At 52.6% G+C, this 21,489-nt stretch carries 22 protein-coding genes; 5 read left to right on the top strand and 17 right to left on the bottom strand.

From position 1 onward, the window contains the following. Positions 1–130 precede the first annotated feature (130 nt). Both ACMHXE_RS04550 and nfsB read right to left on the bottom strand, forming a co-directional pair. Positions 131–772: a DNA-J related domain-containing protein gene (locus ACMHXE_RS04550; protein ID WP_224867716.1), complete on the bottom strand. Its 642-nt coding sequence runs from the start codon at positions 770–772 to the stop codon at positions 131–133. Positions 773–902: 130 nt separating this feature from the next. Further along, positions 903–1,556, bottom strand: coding sequence for an oxygen-insensitive NAD(P)H nitroreductase (gene nfsB / locus ACMHXE_RS04545; RefSeq protein ID WP_165564526.1), 654 nt, complete (start codon positions 1,554–1,556; stop codon positions 903–905). A 231-nt stretch (positions 1,557–1,787) separates the two neighbouring features. Between nfsB and ACMHXE_RS04540 the strand changes: the two genes are divergently transcribed. Together ACMHXE_RS04540 and ACMHXE_RS04535 are read left to right on the top strand one after the other, a co-directional pair. Then, the gene (locus ACMHXE_RS04540; protein ID WP_025011540.1) at positions 1,788–2,150 is read left to right on the top strand and encodes an MbcA/ParS/Xre antitoxin family protein; all 363 of its coding nucleotides are present in this window, start codon (positions 1,788–1,790) and stop codon (positions 2,148–2,150) included. A gap of 36 nt (positions 2,151–2,186) precedes the next feature. After that, complete coding sequence (locus tag ACMHXE_RS04535) at positions 2,187–2,933, top strand: RES family NAD+ phosphorylase (RefSeq protein ID WP_165564527.1); 747 nt, start codon at positions 2,187–2,189, stop codon at positions 2,931–2,933. 14 nt (positions 2,934–2,947) lie between these two features. On the opposite strand, the gene ACMHXE_RS04530 is transcribed toward ACMHXE_RS04535, so the two are convergent. The 4 genes from ACMHXE_RS04530 to ACMHXE_RS04515 all read right to left on the bottom strand — a co-directional run bounded on the left by ACMHXE_RS04530 (position 2,948) and on the right by ACMHXE_RS04515 (position 6,740). After that, positions 2,948–4,513 (bottom strand): hypothetical protein, encoded by a 1,566-nt coding sequence (locus tag ACMHXE_RS04530; protein ID WP_413731508.1) that lies wholly within the window; start codon positions 4,511–4,513, stop codon positions 2,948–2,950. 99 nt (positions 4,514–4,612) lie between these two features. Beyond that, entirely contained in the window at positions 4,613–5,338 is a 726-nt protein-coding gene (locus ACMHXE_RS04525) for an amino acid ABC transporter ATP-binding protein (RefSeq protein WP_165564529.1), read from the bottom strand. Continuing rightward, positions 5,331–6,008: an amino acid ABC transporter permease gene (locus ACMHXE_RS04520; protein ID WP_101052519.1), complete on the bottom strand. Its 678-nt coding sequence runs from the start codon at positions 6,006–6,008 to the stop codon at positions 5,331–5,333. Before ACMHXE_RS04520 ends, ACMHXE_RS04525 begins: the two co-directional genes overlap by 8 nt. A 6-nt stretch (positions 6,009–6,014) precedes the next feature. After that, positions 6,015–6,740: a basic amino acid ABC transporter substrate-binding protein gene (locus ACMHXE_RS04515; RefSeq protein WP_224867683.1), complete on the bottom strand. Its 726-nt coding sequence runs from the start codon at positions 6,738–6,740 to the stop codon at positions 6,015–6,017. A gap of 410 nt (positions 6,741–7,150) precedes the next feature. Here ACMHXE_RS04515 and ACMHXE_RS04510 point away from each other — a divergent pair, with 410 nt between their 5' ends. Next, on the top strand, positions 7,151–7,717 hold the full coding sequence (locus ACMHXE_RS04510) for a phosphoribosyltransferase (protein WP_101052515.1): 567 nt from the start codon (positions 7,151–7,153) through the stop codon (positions 7,715–7,717). A gap of 57 nt (positions 7,718–7,774) precedes the next feature. On the opposite strand, the gene ACMHXE_RS04505 is transcribed toward ACMHXE_RS04510, so the two are convergent. The 8 genes from ACMHXE_RS04505 to ACMHXE_RS04470 form a co-directional block, all read right to left on the bottom strand. Beyond that, positions 7,775–9,064, bottom strand: a complete 1,290-nt coding sequence (locus ACMHXE_RS04505) for a glycerophosphodiester phosphodiesterase family protein (RefSeq protein WP_101052513.1) — start codon at positions 9,062–9,064, stop codon at positions 7,775–7,777. Between the two features lie 168 nt (positions 9,065–9,232). Next, a complete protein-coding gene (locus ACMHXE_RS04500; RefSeq protein WP_101052511.1) occupies positions 9,233–9,436 on the bottom strand; it encodes a hypothetical protein in 204 nt (67 codons plus the stop codon). Positions 9,437–9,512: 76 nt separating this feature from the next. Next, positions 9,513–12,158 (bottom strand): aminopeptidase N, encoded by a 2,646-nt coding sequence (pepN, locus tag ACMHXE_RS04495; protein ID WP_413731505.1) that lies wholly within the window; start codon positions 12,156–12,158, stop codon positions 9,513–9,515. A gap of 212 nt (positions 12,159–12,370) precedes the next feature. Next, positions 12,371–12,964: a penicillin-binding protein activator LpoB gene (lpoB, locus tag ACMHXE_RS04490; protein WP_177192617.1), complete on the bottom strand. Its 594-nt coding sequence runs from the start codon at positions 12,962–12,964 to the stop codon at positions 12,371–12,373. A gap of 22 nt (positions 12,965–12,986) precedes the next feature. Then, the gene (locus ACMHXE_RS04485; RefSeq protein WP_107109985.1) at positions 12,987–14,342 is read right to left on the bottom strand and encodes a COG3014 family protein; all 1,356 of its coding nucleotides are present in this window, start codon (positions 14,340–14,342) and stop codon (positions 12,987–12,989) included. Further along, on the bottom strand, positions 14,339–14,827 hold the full coding sequence (gene def, locus ACMHXE_RS04480; RefSeq protein WP_107109984.1) for a peptide deformylase: 489 nt from the start codon (positions 14,825–14,827) through the stop codon (positions 14,339–14,341). The genes ACMHXE_RS04485 and def overlap by 4 nt, the downstream gene beginning before the upstream one ends. A gap of 21 nt (positions 14,828–14,848) precedes the next feature. Further along, positions 14,849–15,061, bottom strand: coding sequence for a SlyX family protein (locus ACMHXE_RS04475; protein ID WP_025011529.1), 213 nt, complete (start codon positions 15,059–15,061; stop codon positions 14,849–14,851). Positions 15,062–15,064: 3 nt separating this feature from the next. Continuing rightward, positions 15,065–16,039, bottom strand: coding sequence for a WD40 repeat domain-containing protein (locus tag ACMHXE_RS04470; protein WP_413731503.1), 975 nt, complete (start codon positions 16,037–16,039; stop codon positions 15,065–15,067). Positions 16,040–16,244: 205 nt separating this feature from the next. Between ACMHXE_RS04470 and fkpA the strand changes: the two genes are divergently transcribed. Continuing rightward, the gene (fkpA, locus tag ACMHXE_RS04465; RefSeq protein ID WP_165564532.1) at positions 16,245–17,021 is read left to right on the top strand and encodes an FKBP-type peptidyl-prolyl cis-trans isomerase; all 777 of its coding nucleotides are present in this window, start codon (positions 16,245–16,247) and stop codon (positions 17,019–17,021) included. 89 nt (positions 17,022–17,110) lie between these two features. Here the strand turns inward: fkpA and ACMHXE_RS04460 are convergent, their stop codons facing one another. Then, positions 17,111–18,079 carry a zinc transporter ZntB gene (locus tag ACMHXE_RS04460; protein ID WP_234556510.1) on the bottom strand — a complete coding sequence of 323 codons (969 nt, stop codon included), beginning with the start codon at positions 18,077–18,079 and terminating at the stop codon, positions 17,111–17,113. 406 nt (positions 18,080–18,485) lie between these two features. Here ACMHXE_RS04460 and ACMHXE_RS04455 point away from each other — a divergent pair, with 406 nt between their 5' ends. After that, positions 18,486–18,860, top strand: coding sequence for a YacL family protein (locus tag ACMHXE_RS04455; protein ID WP_025011525.1), 375 nt, complete (start codon positions 18,486–18,488; stop codon positions 18,858–18,860). A 55-nt stretch (positions 18,861–18,915) separates the two neighbouring features. Here ACMHXE_RS04455 and ACMHXE_RS04450 read toward each other — a convergent pair whose 3' ends face one another. Together ACMHXE_RS04450 and narQ are read right to left on the bottom strand one after the other, a co-directional pair. After that, positions 18,916–19,545 carry a response regulator gene (locus tag ACMHXE_RS04450; RefSeq protein WP_025011524.1) on the bottom strand — a complete coding sequence of 210 codons (630 nt, stop codon included), beginning with the start codon at positions 19,543–19,545 and terminating at the stop codon, positions 18,916–18,918. After that, entirely contained in the window at positions 19,538–21,247 is a 1,710-nt protein-coding gene (gene narQ, locus ACMHXE_RS04445) for a nitrate/nitrite two-component system sensor histidine kinase NarQ (protein ID WP_413731501.1), read from the bottom strand. The genes ACMHXE_RS04450 and narQ overlap by 8 nt, the downstream gene beginning before the upstream one ends. Positions 21,248–21,489 lie beyond the last annotated feature (242 nt).

Below are 21,489 nucleotides of genomic sequence, written 5' to 3'. Positions count from 1 at the left end.
TCAGAATTGACCGGGCGCAGCGCCCTTTGCTGTCAGGTTAGTGTGACTGGCTTAATTATGACTTAAGCGTTGGTGCCTTTGGCGGTCATTTCTGTGAGCGAGGCTAAGCTTTGGCGCTTTGCCTGGTTATTCAACCTCGCAGGGCTTGCCAGGCTTCGCAGATCTGCCTGAACTTGGCGGTATCACCGCCTTGCCTGTCAGGGTGCCACTTCAGCGCCAGTTTACGCCACTGGCGACGGATTTCCTTGTCGCTGGCATCGTCTTCCAGTTCCAATACCCGCAGCGCCTCTCGCTGGGCAAAACGGCCGGGACGCACGCCAATATAATCCTGATAACTGTTCCAGAAGGACTCCAGCATCTCACGAACGACATTGACGCAGGTGTCGTAGTTGTTCCAGTCGAGGTAGTAGTCTCTAAGCGCTGAGTCATCCTGTTGTAGTTGCAGCACATTGGCCGGTGGGATCCGCAGCAGTATGATATCCATGGCCTGTACTTGCAGCCATTGGCCCGGCAGCAGCATGTGTTGCAGTTCATAGAGGGCATTCATCAGCAGAAAGTTTCGTTTGAACAGATCTTTCTCGGGCAGAGGATCCAAGTTGTGCATCAGTCCCTGCTGCTGTAACTCAGTGGCGAGGTGATGCACCTTCCAGGAGCGGTTGCTGCGTTTGAGTAAACCGAGAATTGGCCAGGTAAGCGGGTTATCGCCTTTGAGTCGGGTCGGTTTGATTTCAGTGGCGTCGGCCTGGTTCAGCGCGGGTTTGGCAAGCAGCATGGTAGCAATCATTCATCCTGAACTGACGATAAAATCTACTATGCCACAGGTGTCCGCGGGTGCAAGGTGAAATTAATGGAACCCGGCATGGAGCCGGGTTCTGGAATAGAAGGTGAGAATGAGCTCTTCCTTAGATCTTGGTAAACAGCTCTTCTTGAGGCAGGCGAGACTTGGGCAGCTTGGCGTTGAAGTCAGACTCGTCATGGTAGCCAAGAGCCACCACTACGCTGGCGGTCAGGCCCTGTTCTCTTAGACCCAAAACCTGATTGAGTTTGCTGGCATCGAAGCCTTCAATAGGGGTTGCATCTATGTCCAATACGCTGGCGCCCAGCAGCAAAGTACCCAGCGCCAGATAGGTTTGTTTCTCCATCCAGTGCTGCAGGTCCTTAAGTTCGAACTTGTGCATATTGGTGAAGAAAGAGCGGCCGTTGTGTTGGCCCTGTTTGGCGTTTTCGTCGGCGAAGCGGCCATCGGCATCTTCCTGCTCAAGCAGACGCAGCAGATGGGCTTCGTCCATGTTGTTGCGGGTACAGAGTACTACCACGTGGGAAGCGTTGAGGATCTTTGGCGTGTTGAAGCTATAGTCTGCGGTAGACTCGGCAATTTTGGCTTTGCCTTCATCTGTCGCGGCCAGTACAAAGTGCCATGGCTGGGAGTTCACCGAGGAGGGGCTGAACTGCAGCAGGCTCTGCAGATCTTCAATTTTATCCTGGGGGATCTTCTTGTTGGGATCAAAAGCCTTGGTGGTATAGCGCTTTTTGGCAAGGTATGTCAGATCTGTCATGTCACTACTCCGGACAAATGAGGCTGAAATTGTTTTGGCATTCTACGATCTCTGTTGCGCTTTACAACAGTGTTTCTGCTGCAAGCTATATCAAAAATAAATTGAAAGTACGCGGTGGGGAACCACCTCTCGGTGCCAACAGGATTGCTTTTGCATGTTTGTTTGGCTCTAAATTGCGTTTGCTGTATATATTGGTTAATATATGGACAGGTTTATGGCGGAGCAGCAAAGATGAATACCCTAGAGAAAGCCAATGCAGCCGAGGTATTATTCAAGGCGTTTTCCAATGCTTGCAGCGAGTTACAACTTACCCAGGCCGAGGCCAGCCGTATCATAGGCGTAAATCCCAGCACCTTGAGCCGTAACAGCGGCAAGGGGTTTAAACCCGATTCCAAGCAGGGGGAGCTGCAGTTGCAGCTTATCCGTCTATATCGCTCGCTGTATGCTATAGCGGGTGGTGAAAAAGCCTTTATGCGTCACTGGCTCAACAGTCCCAACAAGGCGCTGAATGGAACCCCCAAGACTTTATTGCAAACCGTGGTTGGTCTGGTGAGTGTTAACCAATATCTGGATGCGATGCGAGGCAAGGTCTGACAGCCATAGCCGGTGACAGGAGACAAATAACTGAAAATGGATTTTAGCGCGTTAGAGCCGCAGGACTTTTTTCCTCGCCACTACTTTGGTCGCGGTTATCGCCTGGTCGAGTCCCAGGAAGAAGCCGCCACCCTGAGCCTGGTGGATGATTTTGATGAACAGATGCTGCTTGAGTCTCTGCTCGATGAGGTTAAACCGCCATACCGAAGCGGGACAGAGCACTTGCATTATCTGCTCAAGACCCCGTTTCGTTATCCGCCGCTGCGCCATGGCTCGCGCTTTGGCAGTATCACAATGGAAAGCTTCTTTTATGCCAGTGAATCCTGGCAGACCTGTTTGGCTGAAGTTGCCTATTATCGCTTTGTCTTTATGGCCGACATGCTGGAGCCTTATCTGGAGCCGCTGCGCTCTGAGCATATGTTGTACTCTGTGGATATCAATGCCCGCGATTGTGCCGACCTGACGCTATTGCAGGGGCAGGGAGTGCAGCAGCAACTGACTCACAAGTCGAGCTATGCCTATACCCAGGCTTTGGGTGCTTGGTTGCTGCAACAGCAGGCGCAGATGATCCGTTACACTTCGGCCAGAGCAGAAAAGGGCGTCAACCTGGCGCTGCACGATCCTTTGGTGTTGCTATCAACCGAGCCGCAGGAGTGTGAATACTGGCTCTGTCAAAGCTCCGCCGACAAGGTGGCTTTCAGTCGTCGTAACAGCCGCAGCATGCCATTGACCTGGTTTTTAAAAGACTTTTTGCGGGACGGGCAGTTGCCGCGTCCCGCCTGAGAACAGAAATTACCTCAGGATTGGGTGGTGATAAACAGCGGGTTGGAATAGAACCAGAGATCGCCGTAATTACGCTCATTGATGTCGTTGTACCATTGCTGCACCTGCTCCCCTTCGGCCTGTGGCAATACCTCTGAACGCAGTGGCGTGCCCTTGTTGGTCAAGCCACTGACGTTGTAATCCAGGTTGGTGCCCCGCAGGCGGAAATACTGCTTGCCATCGGCGATAAAGCTGAAGCTCATGCGGTAGAAACCATCGCTGTCTTTTTGCCAGTCGGCCTGGGTGAATGACTTGATCACCCGGGTACTGTCGTTGGTTTCCTTTTGCCAGGCAGCTGTTCCCGGCTTGGCCCGCTCACTGATATCGCCGGCAATCAAATCGATATGATGTACTCCCGGATTAATGCCGGCGTAGTGTTCATTGCCGATATCGCTTTCCTTGTTATTCAGCTCAGGGCTGCGGAACCTGATATTGATAGTGACCTTGTCGCCGGCCTTGGCACTCAGGGTTTGTCCCATAGTGATGGTTTGATCACCGCTATTGATCTTGAAATCCAGTCCATCAATGAGATCGCCAAATACCGCAAAGCTGTTCCCCGAGCGTAGCCCTTCAAGCAGCGCTTTGGTGCCTTCGCCCTCAACCCAGGTGTAATTCTTGGCGTATTCGCCGGGATAATAACTGCTGGCGTAAGGGGGGCGGGTCTTGAAGTGAATATCCGAGTTGCCCATGTTCCAAATCCTGCGCCCTTCGCCCAGTAGCGCATCCCACCAACCGCCGACTTCGGCCACGACGGGATCGACACCGCCGTAAACACCGCTCGATCTGTCGCCATAGTCACCGCGGTTGCCACTGAACTGGCCGCCAACCATGCCTTCCACCAGGAAGAAGACCTCAGGCGCGGCATCGTGAAGCTCCCTGACTTCGGCTATGGTGTAGCTGTCGAGATAGCGTCTGGGGTGATTGAGCATGCCGTAGCTCTGTTTGGGAAAGTGTTGCTGCAGCCAGGCGAGCGCCGCTACGGCGTCTGCGTGGTTTTGATTCTGACGCTTGACGCCGGCGGCCTCCCAGGCGGCGAGATCTTCGGCTGCGAAATCCTTCGGCTCATTCTTGGCGCTGAAGCGATACTCGAAGGTTTTAATCGCGTCCAGAGTCTGCTGTTCATCGGCCAAGATGGCGATATTGAAGTGTTCGTGAGTCGGCATATCCCACTCAAAGCCCGAGTAAACCAACTTGCCCGGGTAGTTGGGCATTTGGCTGGTGAGTCCGGGTTTTTCGTAGCGGGTGAGGGCATCATAGAAGAGAATGCCACCTAGGTCGTTATCTTCATTGTCCTGACTGTTGTTGCGCATATGGTTGGTCAGGCTCATATAATCCAGACCAAAGTCCTCGAAGCCCCACTTGAGAATATCGGCCTGGGTCTCTCTGGCATCTTGGGAAACCGCGGTGTGAACATGAAGATCGCCTTTGAGCCAGCGACCCGTTACCGGCTCGGGAGTTTGAGTGTTGTCATCTGAGTTACAGCCGGCTAGCAGGGCCAGAGACAGCAGCGACAAGGCTGCGATTTGATGGGATTGGCGCAAAAATAACCTCTCTATATTGGGCGTTTGGGAAAGCACCCAACATAGAGAGAAACGATGGCAGTTTTATGGCACTTTTGTACTAAAAAGTTACCCCTGTGATCAGCGCAGCACCTTAGCAAGGAAACCTTGAGTACGAGGGTTTTGCGGCGCATTGAAAATCTGCTCCGGTGTGCCCGCTTCCTGGATCACCCCTTCATCCATGAAGATCACCCTGTCAGACACCTCGCGGGCAAACCCCATTTCGTGAGTGACTATCACCATGGTCATGCCGTCGCGAGCCAAGGATTGCATCACATCCAGTACATCGCCGACCATTTCCGGGTCCAGCGCCGAGGTGGGTTCGTCAAACAGCATCAGCTCGGGAGACATGGTCAGGGCTCTGGCAATGGCCACCCTCTGTTTCTGGCCGCCGGACAGACTGGATGGATAGGCATCTTTCTTGTCTGCCAGGCCAACCTTAGCCAGCAATCCCAAAGCCTTGGCTTCGGCCTCGGCCGAACTCATCAATCCCAGTTTGACTGGTGCCAGGGTCAGGTTGGCCAACACTGTCTTGTGAGGAAACAGGTTAAAGTGCTGGAATACCATGCCAACTTTTTGTCTGAGCTTGTCGACACAGGCACCTGGCGCCGTTATCGATTCACCGGCTATCCGTATTTCGCCTTCGGTAGGTTGCTCCAAAAGGTTAATACAGCGAAGAAAAGTACTCTTGCCACTACCACTTGGGCCTATGATACTGACCACTTCGCCTTTGGCGATATGCTGATCTATGCCCTTGAGTACTTCCAGTTTGCCGTAGGACTTATGCAGGTTGGTTATCTCAATCACTTTGTTTCAGCCTCGCTTCAAACTTACCCAACAGCCAGGTGAAGCTGTAGGTCAATAACAGATAGATCAGGGCACAAGTCAGCAGTGGCACCACATCTTCGAAGGTCCGGCTGCGGATGATTTCACCGGCGCGCATAAGATCCACACCACCTATAAAGCCGATGACGGCGGTTTCCTTTAATAGCACGATAAATTCATTGCCGAGCGCCGGTAGGATATTCTTGATAGCCTGCGGTAACACCACCTCACGCATGGTCAGTGAATGGCTCATCCCTAAAGAGCGGGCGGCCTCGGCCTGGCCCTTGTCGACCGCCTGGATACCGGCACGGATAATCTCACTGATATAAGCGCCGCTGTTGAGACCGAAGGCGATGATGGCGGCGGTCACCTTGTCGACATCCATGGCGGCCAACACGATAAAGTAGAGGATTACCAGTTGCACCACCACAGGGGTGCCGCGGATCACCCCGACATACAGCTTGGCCGGCCAGCGAAGATACCAACGTTCGGACATGCCCATCAGGGTGGTCAGTACCCCGAGGATGGCGCCGAGGATCATGGCGAAGAAGGTCACTGTCAGGGTGACCTTGAGGCCGCTTAGGATCAGCAAGATGCCGACCATGCCGTCTTCCCCTATGGGGGTGAACAGCGAAGAGATTATTGCATCCATCTAAGATTACTTCTGATATTTTTCAAGGATTTGTTGGTATTCACCTGAGCTTTGCAGCCGTGACAGGGTGGCATTGATCTGGCCGAGCAGTTCCGGTTGATTCTTGGAGACTGCAATACCGTAAAACTCGGGTGAGAAGTCGATATCCAGCTGTTTGAGAGTGGGGTTCTTGGCCAGATAAGTGGCCGCCGGTTGGCTGTCGAACAGTACCAGGTCTACCTTGTGGTTTTTCAGCTCCATAAAAGCCTCAAAACCTGTGTTGAAAGCCACGACTTCGGCCTTGAGCTCCTTGGCCATAATGTCGCCGGTCGAACCCAACTGCACCGCAATTTTCTTGCCGGCAAGATCAGCCGGAGTGTTGAATACCTGGCTGTCCTGATTGACTATCACCACTTGGGTAGCTTCGTAGTAAGGCGTGGAGAAGTCGACGCTCTTTTGCCGCTCATCCGTGATTGTCATACCGGAGGCGATAAAGTCGATTTTGCCTGAGTTCAGCGCCACTATCAAAGAGTCGAACTTGAGGTTTTCTACCTTGAGGGTTTTACCGGCATCGGCGGCAATCGCCTTGGCAATGTCGATATCCAGGCCTTTTACCTCATCACCATTGGCGCCTCCCATGTATTCAAATGGGGGGAAGGCGGCATTGGTGCCGACGACCAGTACATCTTGATCTTTACCGCAGCCGGTCAACAGCAAGGCCGTGATCGTGGCCAGAAGCAGGGATTTTTTCATCTTGGAGATACTCTTGAGGAACCGTATGACTGGCACTATAGCCAGTTCCCATACCTCAATCAATAACTAATCACAAAAAATGACTAATTATTCACTGCTAGCACATGTTTCGTTAAAAAAACATTATTAATTAGTTTGTTATTTATTAACCAAATGTGTTTGGGTGAATAAAGTAGAGATTGCTCAACTAAGGCTGAGCGACGAGTGAAGATTTTTTGTCGCCTGAGACACAAGAATGTGCATTTGGCACAGCACCGAGGAAAAATTTGTTATAAAATGCGCGCCCAAAATCCTCTGCCTGCCTACAATGGTGGAAGCCCACTCCGGATTTTGGAACAGGCCTCCAATTCAGCACCTGCCAAAGCAGACAGCGAAGCACACAAAATAGAACAAGATGGGGTCGTATACCTATGATAGAAAAACGCTTTATTACCGCTCAGGAATTGCTGGAGGATTCATTTCGTCTGGCTGCACAGGTCTATGAGAGTGGCTTTCGGCCGCAGTTTATTGTTGGGATCTGGCGTGGCGGCGCCCCAATAGGGATCGCGGTACAGGAGTTTTTCGACTTCAAGAAAGTGGAAACCGATCATATTGCGGTGCGTACTTCATCTTATTACGGCATAGGCACAGATAAGCAGAGCAAGGAGATCAAGGTTCATGGTCTGCATTACATTGTTGAAAATGCCAATGCTGATGATGGTTTGTTGATTGTTGATGATGTCTTCGATTCCGGGCGCAGCGTTTTTGCGCTTAAGGAAAAGCTCAGTCAATCCATGCGTCTGAATATGCCCAAGGATATCCGCATCGCTTGTCCTTACTACAAGCCGCAAAATACTGCGGTGCCATTGAAACCCGATTACTATATCCACGCCTCGGATGAATGGCTGGTATTCCCCCATGAAGTTTCCGGCCTGAGTGCGCAAGAGCTGGCCGAAGGTAAGGGCGATCTTAAAAATATCAAAGAGCTGTTTCTCTGATAAAAAATCCAATGCAAAGAGGGCGCCGATAGGCGCCCTCTTTGTTGTTGGCAATGGCTAGATATCCATGCAGTTGGCGTAGTAAGTCACGGTCGCCGGCCAATCGGAGAATACCCCCAGGACACCTATTTCTTTGGCCAGTACATCCAGTAGTTGATAGACATCGCCATCGTTATTAATGCTGCCGCTGATGCTTTGGTAGTACCAACCACCGCCTTGTGCCAGGGGGCCAGAACGCTCCAGTGACCAAGTGATTATTTTAAGCCCGGCTTCCTTGGCCGCCAGAGCATAGGCCGAGGGAACTATTTTGCCGCTGTCATCCAGACCGACCAATACCCACAAGGGCGGCGCAATGATTTCGACTCCCAGCGCCTTGAGCCTTTGCATATCGGCCTGCCATTGGCTCATATCATTGGGGTTAAAGCTGCTGTCCGAGTCATACCTGTCATCCAGATAGACGGCCTGCCTGCCAAAATCGGTATTATTGGCCAACCAGTACTGCACATCTTCCAGATTAAACGACTGGGGATAGACATTTTTTGCAGGTACTCCGGCCGCCTGATATTCGTCGATCATCTTCTGAGCATAGTCCTGCTGGCTAAAGCCATCGAAGGGCATGGGCACACTGGCGGCCTTGAGTTCAGGCGTCATCTTGACCCTGGCTTCTTTAAACAGAGCTATACTCTCGGCGTGGGTCATCAATGTGCCACAACTGGCGTAGAGATCCGTGCGCCAGTCAGGAGTACCCTTCATAAATGTTTCTGCCGTGGTGGCCTTGGGATTAAAACCATCCATCTTGCCGCAAAGCTGTTTGAATTCATCCAAGGTTATATCGCTGGTACAGCACTCGGCGCTGGCGTTAACACCATTGGCAGCATCGGCGGGAGAGAAGGGCTGACGGCATTTGGCTGCCAACTCAGGGATGCCGAGGATATTGGTGGTTGTGGCCAGATCGCATTGGGAGTGCCGACAAACCAGCTGTTTATCGGCGGTGAAGGTGACATCACATTCCACTATCCCGGCTCCGGCATCTATAGCTGCCAAATAGGCTTCTTTGGTGTGCTCAGGGAACTGCATGGAGGCGCCGCGGTGGCCTATGCTGAAGTCGGTGCGATAAAAGGGCCCTTTGCTGCATTGTGCCAGTTTATCTTTGAGCGGCCCTTCATCCATGTCATTTACCAGAAATTGGGGGCGGGGGCCCAAGTTGGCGCCAACTTTTTCCTGTTGATCCTGAGCCGGAGTTGAAGTACTGGCGTTGTTGTCACTGCTGTTGCAGCCACTGAGCAACAGGCCAAGCAGCACCAGGCCTGGTAACGTCGATGCTGTCTTGGAGTGAAAAGTCTTCATTAAGCAGATCCTTATGCTATTTCGCACAGGAGTTTACTCACCTGACGAGAATGGTATTTCTGAAGCTAGGGATGCTTGATGACAGCCGGATAGTAAAATTATGACAACTAACTTAATTAATACAGTACTTTGTTCCGGATATACTGAAGAGGAACCATTGCGTTAGTCTTAGAGTCGGTTGATCTTATCCTTCAGATCGTAGCTCTTGTCTGTAACTATGGTTTCCAGATTAGCAATCCGCTGCTTCAATTCATCCACTTCCCGTTGCAGTTTTTCAATCTCACCATTTTGGAGATACTGCTGTTTTTTGTTGTAGTCCTTGATGAGTATCATGGCAAAGAAGCCTATGATTATAATGAATATTAGTCCCATAATGACCCTTGATATTTAGCTCGTTAGCTATTGTGGCACAGCATGGTGCCACAGGAAAACCAAGCGGCTCACATAGCTAGAGTTTCAGCGTGTCTTTAATCAACACGCAGCGCTGCTCTTTCTCTATTGCTTGCTTGAGATTGCGCTGGGTCTGGGCCGATAGCTCAGGGTTAGCCTGCAAGGCTTTTTCGAGCCGCAGCATTGAGGCGTGACTGCATTGACGCGGTAAGAGTGCCGGCGCGTAACTGCGCATAAATACCGGGTCTTTTTCGGCGTCCAGAGCGGCTAACTGACTCAAGCGCTGCTCTGCAGTGCTTGCCTGGAGTTGCCCTTGGCTGCTGGGATAGAGGTTTTCCATTGCTACCCTCAGCTTGGCAAACGGCAGCGCCGAATGGTTGATTTTCTCCAGCCAGCGGCGTTTACCGGCGGTTTCCGGGCGCACCACTTCGGCGGCGATGGCCGCCTTTTGCCCCGAATCGCTGTTATCAAGCTTGGCTTCTTGCTGTAACAGAAGTTTGCTGGTGGGGTAATCGTAACGGTTCAACTGATAGATAAGCTGCCAGCGGGTATCCTGATCCAGCTCTATTCCCCTTATCTTGCTGTGGCCTTGCAGCAGTGACAGCAGGTGATCCAGCGAGTCCCCGTCGCGGGCAAAGTCCACATAGGCATTGAACCAGCGCCGCTGCAGATCTTTATTATCCGCGTTTTGCATGGTCAGACGCAGGCTCATCTGTGCCAGTGCTCTGATGGCGCGCTCGGCGTAGGCCGAGTGAATCGGAGCCATCGACTCGAGTAAGGCCTTGCTATAGCGCATATTGCCGAGAATTTGTCCCAGCAGGGTGTAATCCTTCTCTTGGGGAGCATTGATAAGCACTGTTTCCAGATACTTGTTCAAGGGCAAGTTACCGCTCTGGACACTGTCCCATAGGCTTTGCCAGAGCATGGCACGCAGCAGGGGATCTTCTACCTTGGCCAGGTGATTGAAGGCGGTATCGAACGAGCGTGGGTCGAGCTCGACTTTGACATAGCCCCAGTCCTGATAGTTGGGATAAACCAAATCAGGACAGGATGCGCCTTTAAGTTGCGGTACCAAGGTCTTTTCACCTTGGTAGGTAACGGCCAGAGTTTGCAGCAGGTGCATTTCATGGCGGCCCTTGCTTAGTAAGGCCAGCTGAACTTTTTGCTCTCTGAGCGTCGGGTAGGCGGGATCGCTTGTTGACTGCAACAGGGCAAATTCACTGATGCGGCCATCTTGGCACTGGAACTCGGCCTTGAGGCTGTTGACACCGGCGCTGTAGAGCCAATCCCGGGTCCATTGGCTCAGATCCCGCTTGGCGGCCTGGCCGAGACTGGTAATGAAGTCTTCCAGTGTGGCGTTTTGCCAGGAGTAGCGTTTGAGGTATTCACTGACGCCACGGCGGAAGGTTTGCTCCCCAAGCAGGTGGCGCAGTTGAATGAGAACCGCGGCCCCTTTCTGGTAAGTGATGGCGTCGATATTATCGAAGGCGTTGGCACTACTGGCCACAGGCACTTCTATCGGATGGGTGGTAACGCCAGAGTCTTGTTGATAGGCACTCTGTTTGCCCCTGGCGTAAAAACTGCGCCAGGTGTTGTCAAACTCAGTGGCTTCGGCGCTCGCCAGCATGCCCATAAAGGAGGCGAAGCTTTCATTGAGCCACAGACCGTTCCACCATTTCATGGTCACCAGATCGCCAAACCACTGGTGCGCCATTTCATGCATGATCACCGACGCCAAGCGCTGGCGCTGATTGGCCGTCATCTCGCCACTGCCAAGAAAACGCCCTTCGGCAAAGGTGATGGCGGCGGCATTTTCCATGGCACCATAGAGGAAGTCAGGCACCAGCAGTTGATCGTATTTTTTAAAGGGGTAGTCGATACCGAAATAGTCGTCAAAAAACTTAAGCCCGGCGTCTGTGTATCTGAACCAGTCGGCGGCATTGACCTGGGCCGCCACTGATTGGCGGGCAAACAGGCGCATGGGGTATTTGCCGCTGTTGTCTTGCCAGACATGGTAAGGGCCTGCATGCATGGAAAAGTTGTAGGGGCTCAACTTGGGTGTTGCCGGAAACTGCCACAGCTGGTTGTCACCCTCCGGGGTCACACTCAATTCTTGGGTGGCGCTGATCACCTGCCAGTCTTTGGGGGCTCTGACAGTTAACTTGTAGTTGGCCTTGAGATCCGGTTGGTTGAATACGGCAAACATCTGCTGTGCGGCAGCGGGCTCAAAGTGGGAGTAGAGATAGACCTTGCCATCGACGGGATCCACAAAGCGGTGCAGCCCTTCACCATTGCTGGAATGCTGGCGTGTGAAGCTGACTTCTATCTCATTGTCGCCTATGAGCAGCAACTTGGCACTGATCTCCAGATAGGCGCCATTGTATTTGGGATAGAGCCTGTGGCCGTTGATCTTAAGGCTGGTGATCTGCGCCTTGCTCAAGTCCAGTGTCAGGGGCTGTTGGTTGTCGCTGAGACTGAAACGTACCAAGGTGCGGTTGGCAAATCGCTCGCTGCCATCCAAGGTAAAGTCCAGTTCATAGCTGACATTGCTGACTCTGGCAGAGCGGGCCATCGCCTGTTGCTCACTGATATAGCCGCTGCCATCCCGCACTCCGGCGGAGGATTGAGTGCTGCTGCAGCCGCTGAGTGATATCAGTCCGGCAGCCAACAGGCTGAGACCAAACAACCGGGGAAGAGATTTCACAAACAGATTCCTTGCTTTTTATTGTTTTACCATTGGGTGTCGGTGTTTTCCCTCACAACAGGAATGAAAGGGAGGGATACGTCTTGAGTTAATACCCTGTCGGGCTTGGCGCCCGCGGCATAAATTACGCTATTTGCCGCCAAAGAACAAAGGAGAAATGTTACAAAAAAGCCGCTGTGACAGCGGCTTTTGGGAAGGAGCGTTAGACTTGGTTAGAGCCCGAGGAAGGACTTGGACTTCACTTTGCGGATCTCTTTTTCATCGGACCATTCGATCAAACCAGTTTCCAGATCCATCAGGCGCATGGTCATCTTGTAGTAGACATCACGGGTGCTGCCATTTTGTTTGACTATGCTGGAAAGGTTGCCGTAGAGCATGTACTGAGCGCCTATTTGACGACCGAACTTGATGGCGGTGGATGGGTCAACCATGCCGGCGTTGTTCTGGTAGTCCAGTTGTTTGCGCACTGAATCCACCTTGGTCATATCGATAAAACGGAACTTGCCTGAGCGCAGCAGCTTGTTGCTGATGGAGTCGGTCACTGACTCAGTATCTATATGCTCAGAGGTCTTGTTCTTGATCTTGTCGACAAAGATGATAGGTCTATCGTTGGCTGTCATGGCCACCACAGGCGGAAAAGTCAGCATGCTGTCGACCATTTTGGCGGCAATGGCTTGCAGATCTGTCGAACCGAAGTTTTCATTCACTGTCTCTACCTCAGTGGCATCACCGTATTCCACTTTGGATTGACAGGCTGCCATGCCCATAGCCATTGCCAGTATCAGTATCAGCTTCAAGTGTTTCATAGTCAGTTCCATTTCAAGGTTATCAAATCAATTTTGTATAAAAACGTGTGACATTGCCAGTGTCTATTGCCCAGACCAGAGTGGTCTTGCCACTCTGAACCTGAATTTCCGTGCCCTGATTGTCCAGGGTTAGTTGATAGCTGCCGGCATCGATAAACTGCCTCGCTATCTGTGCTTGGCGCGGTAACGTGAGCCAACTGCGGCGATCGGCCTGTTCTGTGACCACGTTGAATATCTGCATGGCGATCACCCCAAGGTCCGAACCGTCTTTGCGCTCGGCCTTGCGGGCCATTTCCGACTTGGCATAAACTCTGGCGGCCTGGCGCACCAGCAGATAGGGTAGTTCCTCCTTGAGCGCAGTGATGGCCAAGGCATCTATATTGGCTATAGGGGCTGCGGTCATAGGTTTTGACAAGCCGCGGATATTGGCACTGTTGACCGGTACTCTGGAGGGCATATAGGTGGGCAGAGAGACAGTTTGCCAGTTGCCGTGAATGGTGAAGGGAACCGTTAGGCTCTCCTTGGCGGGCACAAAGCCGCGCTCCAGCAGCAAGATGACCTGACCTTGCCCCTTGGTGGGCGTGGGCGCTTCTCCCCAACGGCGTTTGAACTCATCATACTGAGGCATGGCAAGCTCCTTGGCCAAGCGCACCAGATCCTGCTGCAGATAAGGATTATCCGGCATAATCTGCGCCGCCTTGCGATAGTCAATAAAGGCATCGTTGCGCTCACCAAGGATTTCGTGGAGTACCCCTGTGGTGTAGTAACTGTAGGCGTTCAAAAACGAGCTGGTGACACTGCCGGCGGCCTTGCCCAGTTTATCCATTTCGGCGCTGATGGTGCCGTTGGCCATCTGCTGCACAGCGCTGCTGGATTTCTCATACCTTTGCTGCTCCAGCGATTGCAGTTCATTACTGCGACGCACCTCCACCAACGCGCCTTCGGCATCACCGGCAAACAGATAATTGAGCGCCTGATATTGGTGCAGCATAATGCGCTCATACCCGGGACCGCGATAGGGAATGATATTGTCGTTCAGCAGCAGGCTGCCGCCTTGGGAACCCAGTCCGGATAAACTGAGTTTGGCCTTGTCGTCAAACGCCTGGTAGGCGGCTATGGCGCTTTGGTAATAGTCTTTGCTGGCGGTGAAATCGCCGCTTATCTGGGCGGCGCGCCCCGCTTCCTGGGCATAGAGCAGGCCATCGCGGCCGTTTATGCCATTTGCCAGTTCTTTGGCAGCATTGCCCGGCTTTGATGAGTTGAGCTCGGCGCGAACGCCTGCCAGTTGGGATGGATAGTTGACCAATACACTGTTGAAGGCACAGCCAGTAAGGCTTAATGACAACAACAGTGGCAGCAGTAACTTGCCTGACTTCAAGAGCCGGCTCCTTGGTTTTGGATCTCCAGTCGTTCTCTCAGGGTGAGTCCTTCCAGATGATCGTATTCATGCTGAAAAATGCGCGCGATAAAGCCCTGTAACCATTCTTGCTGCCACTCGCCGCTGAGATCCTGATAACGTACCTCAATGCTTTCATGGCGCAGAATCTGTACTCTTTCACCGGGCAGAGACAGGCAACCCTCTTCCCCGGCCAGCATCTTGCCTGAGCGTTTGAGTATCTGTGGGTTGATCACCACCTGGGGCGCCATCAAAGGCGCATCCGGATATCTGTCGTTGGGATGGGATGCCATAATAAACAAGCGGATACCTTGGCCTACCTGAGGCGCGGCTATGCCTACGCCCTGTGCCAGTTTCATGGTCTCGAGCATTTTCTCGGCCAGGGCCGCCAAAGGTTCATCGAACAGTTGAACCGGCTGGGCAGTCAGCCCCAGAATACGTTCTCCGTGGGTTGCTATGGCTAACATCCTTATCCCCCTTTATTCAACTCAGTAGTGAGGCGGCGGTGTTTCTTCCGATTGAGACGCGATATTACTCGGTTCTACCGCCTTGAGTTTACTGATTAACAACTGGATCTGAAACTGCTGCTCGGCCACGACTTTATTGAGTTCGAAAATCTCCTGACTCAATTCTTCCAGTGTGGCTTCCTGAAATGACAGCTTGGTTTCGAGCTCTTCGATCCTGTCCGGGATTGCTTGCATTACTTACCTCTGTGTTGGCGCCGACCAGCGTTCCAGCAAGCTGGCACTACTGATACTTTGAAGTTGGCCGTTGTCGGATTCAGACACTGAGTATACTACGGCGCTTTGGGGCAAAGGCTTTTTTGGCAGTGAAACTTGCCAGTTGGCGACTTTTTTCCCCGAATCGACCTGCCACAGGCTTAACTCTCTGGCTGGCGTGCCGGTCAACAAGGCCTGTTCCTGTTGGATAAAGCGCGCCGCCGAAAAGTTCATTTGCCGCCGGACTATCGCCAGCGAGCTGGCCAGTTTCCCTGAGTCATTGTGCCAAATGTCGGCATTGCCGGTACTGTCGGACACTAAGCTGAGGTTACCGCTGCGGCTGAGGGCAACTTTCAGCACCCTGGAGTCCATCTGCCAACGCCTCAGTACCTGAGCATCATGGGTGCGCCACAGCAGGGCGGTAGCGTCATTCGCCCCGGTCAATGCCAGGCGGCCATCGGCAGAGAGGGCAACGCTGTTGACCTTTTCGCTGTGGCCAAGAAATTTCACCAGTATGCCTGTGGTCGGGGTCAGCGACATCACCGCGCCATCGGCCAGCCCTACCAGCAACTGGCCGTTGTCGGCCACGGCCACAGCCTGGGCTACTGCCGGCAGTGACCACCAACCCGCCGCCCGGCCGTCGGCGATTTTCCACAGTGCAACTGAATCGCGGCTTAACGTCACCGCATATTCTCCATTGGCCGAGATATCCGTGGCGATGACATCATTGGCTGCACTGCCTTGAGCCCACTGATACTTGACCGCGCCTTGTTTGAGATCCCAAAGCCTGATCCCTTCCTGGCTGCTTATCAAAGCGTAGCGGCCATCGGCTGAGAGGCTGGCGCTGTAGCTGGGATCGGCCGCCAGGGATTGGCTGCTATTGGGGCCTGGATGGCAAGCGCCAAGGCCAAGCAAAGTAAAACTGAGCGTGCAAATAAGTAGCAATCTGTTTATTGCCATGAACTTATACCGCCTCGACTTGTCATTTTGAGTAAGGGTAAAACGTTGTCGCTTCTACTATAAGGGGATAGGCTTGTTGGCCGCTTTCCCTTGTTAACCAGTATGGATAATCTGCTTTGTATCTCAAAGTTAACTGGTATAAAGTGAGTCGTCTTACATATTTTGGGTTAATTGTAACCATTTGAAGATCCTGAGGATGCCTTTAATGAAACCGATTTACAAAATTTCACTGGTCGCGCTGGCTCTGATCGGCCTTTCCGCCTGTAACCAAGAACAAAAAACAGCGAGTGCCGACAAGGTGGAACTGAGCTCTGTCGAGCAGAAAGAAGCTTATAGCGTGGGCGCCTCTATCGGCCGCTATATGGCCGGCCATATCAAAGAACAGGAAGAGCTGGGTTTCTCAGTCGATCGTGCTTTGATTGTGACAGGTTTCCAACAGGGGCTGAAAGACGAGCTGCAACTGACTGAAGACGAGATGCAGAAAGTGCTTGAAGGTCTGGATCAAAAGCTGAATGAAAAACGTATGGCCAAGGTTCAGGAGATGGCGGCCAAGTCGATGCAGGAAAGCAAAGCCTACTTGGAGCAGAACAAGGCCAAAGAGGGGGTGATCACCACTGAGTCTGGTCTGCAGTATGAAGTATTGACTCCAGGCGAGGGTGAGAAGCCTGCCGCCGAAGATATAGTGACTGTTCACTACCGTGGTACTCTGATTGACGGCACTGAGTTTGACAGCTCCTACTCCCGCGGTGAACCGGCAGAATTTGCTCTGAACCGGGTGATCCCGGGCTGGACCGAAGGTGTACAGTTGATGCCGGTCGGCGCCAAGTATCGCTTCGTAATCCCATCTGAGCTGGCTTATGGCGAGCGTGACATGGGCACTATTCCAGCCAACTCAACACTCATCTTTGAAGTCGAGTTGCTCAAGGTCAAGAAGGCCGAAGCCCCCGTAGAGCCGACCGAAGCCGAGGCTTCTGCCAAGTAATCCCTTCTTTCACGGAAAGTGGATACCCGATATTGAAAAGGACGCCGCCGGCGTCCTTTCTTTTTACAGCCACTTCTAGGGCATTGACCCTAAAGCCATTTATAACGATAGAACAGCCACAACTGTCCCCCTACCAATATCAGCAGAAATAGGCAAAAGGCTCCGAAGGCCCAGCCGACATCGGCGCCCGGGATCCCGGCGATATTAACCCCGAGCAGACCGGTAAGAAACCCCAGCGGCAGGAAGACGGCGCTGATCAGTGACAGGAAATAGAGGCGGCGATTGACGGCCTCGGCTTGACGGTTTTGCAACTCTTCCTGGGTGACGCTGGCCCTATCTCTGATGGCATCCAAATCTTCGATGCAGCGAATGAGTTGATCGTTGATTTCGTTGAATTTAAGCCGCTGCTGTTCATCAAATACCTTGGCCGAGTCTGCCAGCAGGCGGGTAAAGGCTTCCCGCTGCGGCGCCAGGTAGCGCCGGACCACCACTATCTGGCGCCTGAGCTCGGCGATATCGCTGCGTAGATCTCTGTCGTTACCGGCCATGACCTTGTCTTCCAGATCGTCGACGGTTTCTTCCAGCCGGTCGATAAACTCCGTCTTTCGCTGGGTGAGACGCTGCGTCAGCGCCAGCAAAAACTCCCCGGTATTGCCGGGGCCAGAGCCTTGGCCGACGCTCTGGATAATGTCTTTGACCGATAACAGCTCGCGACTGCTGGTGCTGATAATTCTGTGATTGTCCAGGTAGAGGCGTATCGACACCATGTCTTCCGGGTCGGCCCCAGGGTTGTGATTGACCCCTCTGAGTGCCAGTAGGAAACCCTGGCCGGATTGGACTACTCTGGGGCGAGTGTCCTGCGCCAACAGGGCTGCCACTTCCAGTGCTTCCAGGCCGCTGTGTTGTTGCAACCACTGACGGTTGGATTTCTTCTTATAGTCCAGATGCAGCCAGAGTATGCCCTGCTCCGGGCGCCAATCACTGACCTGTTGCTGCGTCAACTCCTTGCCTGCCATCTCCCCGCTCAGCAGCAAGGCACAAAACTGTTTTTCGGCCATAGACTCACTCTCATAGGTTTGCTTTAGTTTAAGCTAACCTAGTTATATCATTGGGCATAGGAATTTACTCACTCAGTGGCAATGAAAAGCTGGGCAGGCAAGTGGGCTAATGGGCGGTTTATCGGGATAAAGCGACATTGGCTTGCGCCACATACGTGCTTTTTCAACTCGTCCTTGGGGAACTTGTCAGCCATCTGACGACTACACCAATTTGTCTCGCCGTAGCTTCACTATGCCATCGCCAATCTGGCTTGAACCCCAATGGTTGACACAGTTCTGAGCAAGTCAAACTTCTATAGGGAATGATATTACGATAGAAAGTAAAGCCCAGGCATAACTATGGGCAATCCCCTGGGCTCTGGGTTAAAATTAGGATAGGTTTGATTACAGCAAAAGAAGTGGCACCATGGAATACGAATTTCGGCGCAATTCACTGACGGGAACCGCAATGGCCCGCTTCAGTATGGAGCATCATGTACTGGGGCAATGGTTCTCTGAAGAGTTGGCGGATAACGCCGAGATCTGCACTCAGGTCAAACAGGCATTGGCGGATTTACAGTCAGGGCGCATTCGCGAATGGCAGTTGATTGGCCGGGATCTGACGCTGCAACTGGATCAGGAGCAGGTGCGGGTTTACGCCAATGTGCTCGAATTCGGTGAGAGTCAGGAGTTGGATGAGTCCCTCTCCCTTTATGATGCCGAGTCAGAAGCCTGGTGCGGCCTGGAAGATTTTCAGGATGTGCTTGAGAGTTGGTGTGACTTTCTGCACCAGAGCCGCTGAACAAGCGGCATGGGCAGCAATGAGAAGGGACGCAGTGGCGTCCCTTTTTCGTGGCTTAACGGTTGAGATAACGCACAGCCATTTCGGTGCGGGACTTGGCATTGGCCTTGCGAAGCAGGTTTTTGACATGCACCTTGACCGTGCCTTCGCTGATATGCAGTTCTTCGGAGATCACCCTGTTGCTCTGGCCTTCAGCCAGATGCTGCAGTATCTGCAACTCTCTGGGTGTCAGGCTGTCGAGCCAGGCTTCTTCGTCGGCGGCATTTTTCAATTCAAACAGATAGTCTTCCACTTCGGCGCTGATCACTCGGTGGCCGGACATGGCTTCTTTCAGCTGCCCAAGCAGCAGATCGGGTTCGGTATCCTTGAGCAGGTAACCATCGGCGCCGGCTCGCAGCAAACGGATAACATCCTGTTTGGCATCGGAAACCGTCAGGATAACGATTCTGGAGGTGACTCCCTCCTGACGCAGGGCGTTCAGAGTATCGAGACCCGTCATGCCTTTCATATTCAGATCCAGCAGGATAATGTCCGGTTCGTTTTCGGCGGTAGCCGCCAAGGCGTCGAGCCCGGTACCGGCTTCACCGAAGAGACTAAAGTCAGGATCGGATGCCAGTAACTGACAGATACCGCGACGCAGTAAGGGATGGTCATCGACTACCAGAACTGAATAAGGTTTACCCATGATGTGGCTCCTGCTGAGGTGGGAAAGTCAGGACAACACTGGTGCCTCCCGACGCATTGCTGGAAAATTCAACCATACCCGAGAGGCGGCTGGCTCGCTCGTGCATTATCCCTATGCCGAAATGTTGATCCCTTTCCTTGATATGCGCCAGGCCTATGCCGTTGTCTTCGACACTGATAACCACCATGTTATCAGAGTTCTTTTCGCAGCTGATACAAATACGACTCGCATTTGCATGTTTAATGGCATTGAGGGTGGCTTCTCGGGTGAGCTGTAGAATGTGAATATGTTGGTGCGCCGCCAGTAACTGTGGCGGCAGGCGATAGTTGAGCTCCAGCTCTGTCTCTGTTTGGCTGCGCAGTTGCTCCAGCATGGCCTCGAGGGCGTTACGCAGATTAGGTTCTTTAACGGTCAGGCGGAAGGTAGACAGCAGTTCTCTGAGCTGGGCGTAGGCTGTGGTCACCCCCTCATTGAGTTCTTCGAGCTGTTGGGTCACCGCGGGGCTCTTGCAGCTCTGGTCGAGGCCTTTACGCAGCAAACTTATCTGGATTTTCAGGAAGGACAGTAGTTGCCCGAGAGAATCGTGCAGCTCCCTGGCGATAACCGCCCGCTCTTCCAGCAGGGCCAACTGCTGGCGTTGTTCGGAGGCGTTGTGAATCACTATCGAGCGAGCCAGCATGATGGCGAAGTTTTCAAACAGAGGCACATTGATATCGTGCTCGCCTATCACTTCCAGAAAGCCGAGTTCCTGTTGTTCAAACTTGAGCGGAAACTGCATGGTCTGTCCGGATTGCGGCCAGATATCCTCGTCGGTGGCGATTACCTCCATGGCATCTTCATCCTGCTGAATAATCAGCCGCAGATGTTGCAGGTGCTCATACTCCTTGAGTTGCAGCAGCGACTGCCGCATCACCTCGAAATTGAGTTTGCCCGAATGAAGCAACACCAGATTGTCATAAAGAAATTTGAGCTCACGGTTGGCACGGGTCAACGCCAGGGTCTTCTCCTTCACCTGAGTTTCCAGGTTGCCGTAGAGAGTTGCCAGCTCCTGAGCCGTACTGTCGAGGGCATCGGAAAGAGCGCTGAGCTCAATATATTCCGTCTTCGGCATTTCGACGGCAAAGTTACCCTTGGAAATAGTGTTGGCTGATTCCATCATCTGTTGCAGCGGCACCACCACCTTGCGTTTGGTAAAGCGCACGGCGATAAAGGCAATCAGCAGCATCAACCCCAAGCCCACTATCTGGCTGACGGCCAGCAATCTTAGTTTGAAGGCGGCGTGGTGCTCCATCTCCAATACCAGCAAATCTATGGTATCGACAAAGTCTTTCAGCGAGGTGGCATAATTGCGTGAGTCTTCCTGCTCTATGTAGTACTTCATGACCTTCCACTTGCTGATCACCAGTTGGTACTGCTGTCCGAGCCTGGCCGGCGATGACCAGTCCATTGAGCGCACCAAGGCATCAGAGTAGAGGGTGTTTTCAAATTCGCGAATTTTTTGCAGCGCTTCTTCACTGCCGGAGTTGGCATAAAACATCAGCCGGTAGCTCTGCATCCGCAATGAACCGGAGGCGTTGATCGCCCGGGCATCTCCCAGGCTGTAAGACAGATTGATAATGGCAAAAGTGGCCAAACCGCTTGAAAGCAGGATAAGGGTCAGCATTAAGCCTAAAATGGTAGAGGTCAAGCTGCCTCGTTTCATGAAATATTCACTCACTTATGCTAAGGTTTCCTCAGTCCCTGCAGTGTTGCTCTCGATTATCGGAAAGGAAACGCGCCGATAAGATTGTCGAGAATAAAAAAGGACTTGGGTCTCAGAGTTCTACATTAGCCAGCACTTGAATACATTAACAAGAGTACAAAAATGTGAACAACATCGCCTTCACATTTTGATCTGGCGCAAACTTCGCCCCGGATACCCCCTAAGAGGTATATTTTTGGTGT

It is taken from the genome of Shewanella sp. BJSY2023SW007 (assembly GCF_047314525.1).
GTDB lineage: Bacteria > Pseudomonadota > Gammaproteobacteria > Enterobacterales > Shewanellaceae > Shewanella > Shewanella chilikensis.
This window is presented reverse-complemented; position numbering and strand designations above follow the sequence as displayed.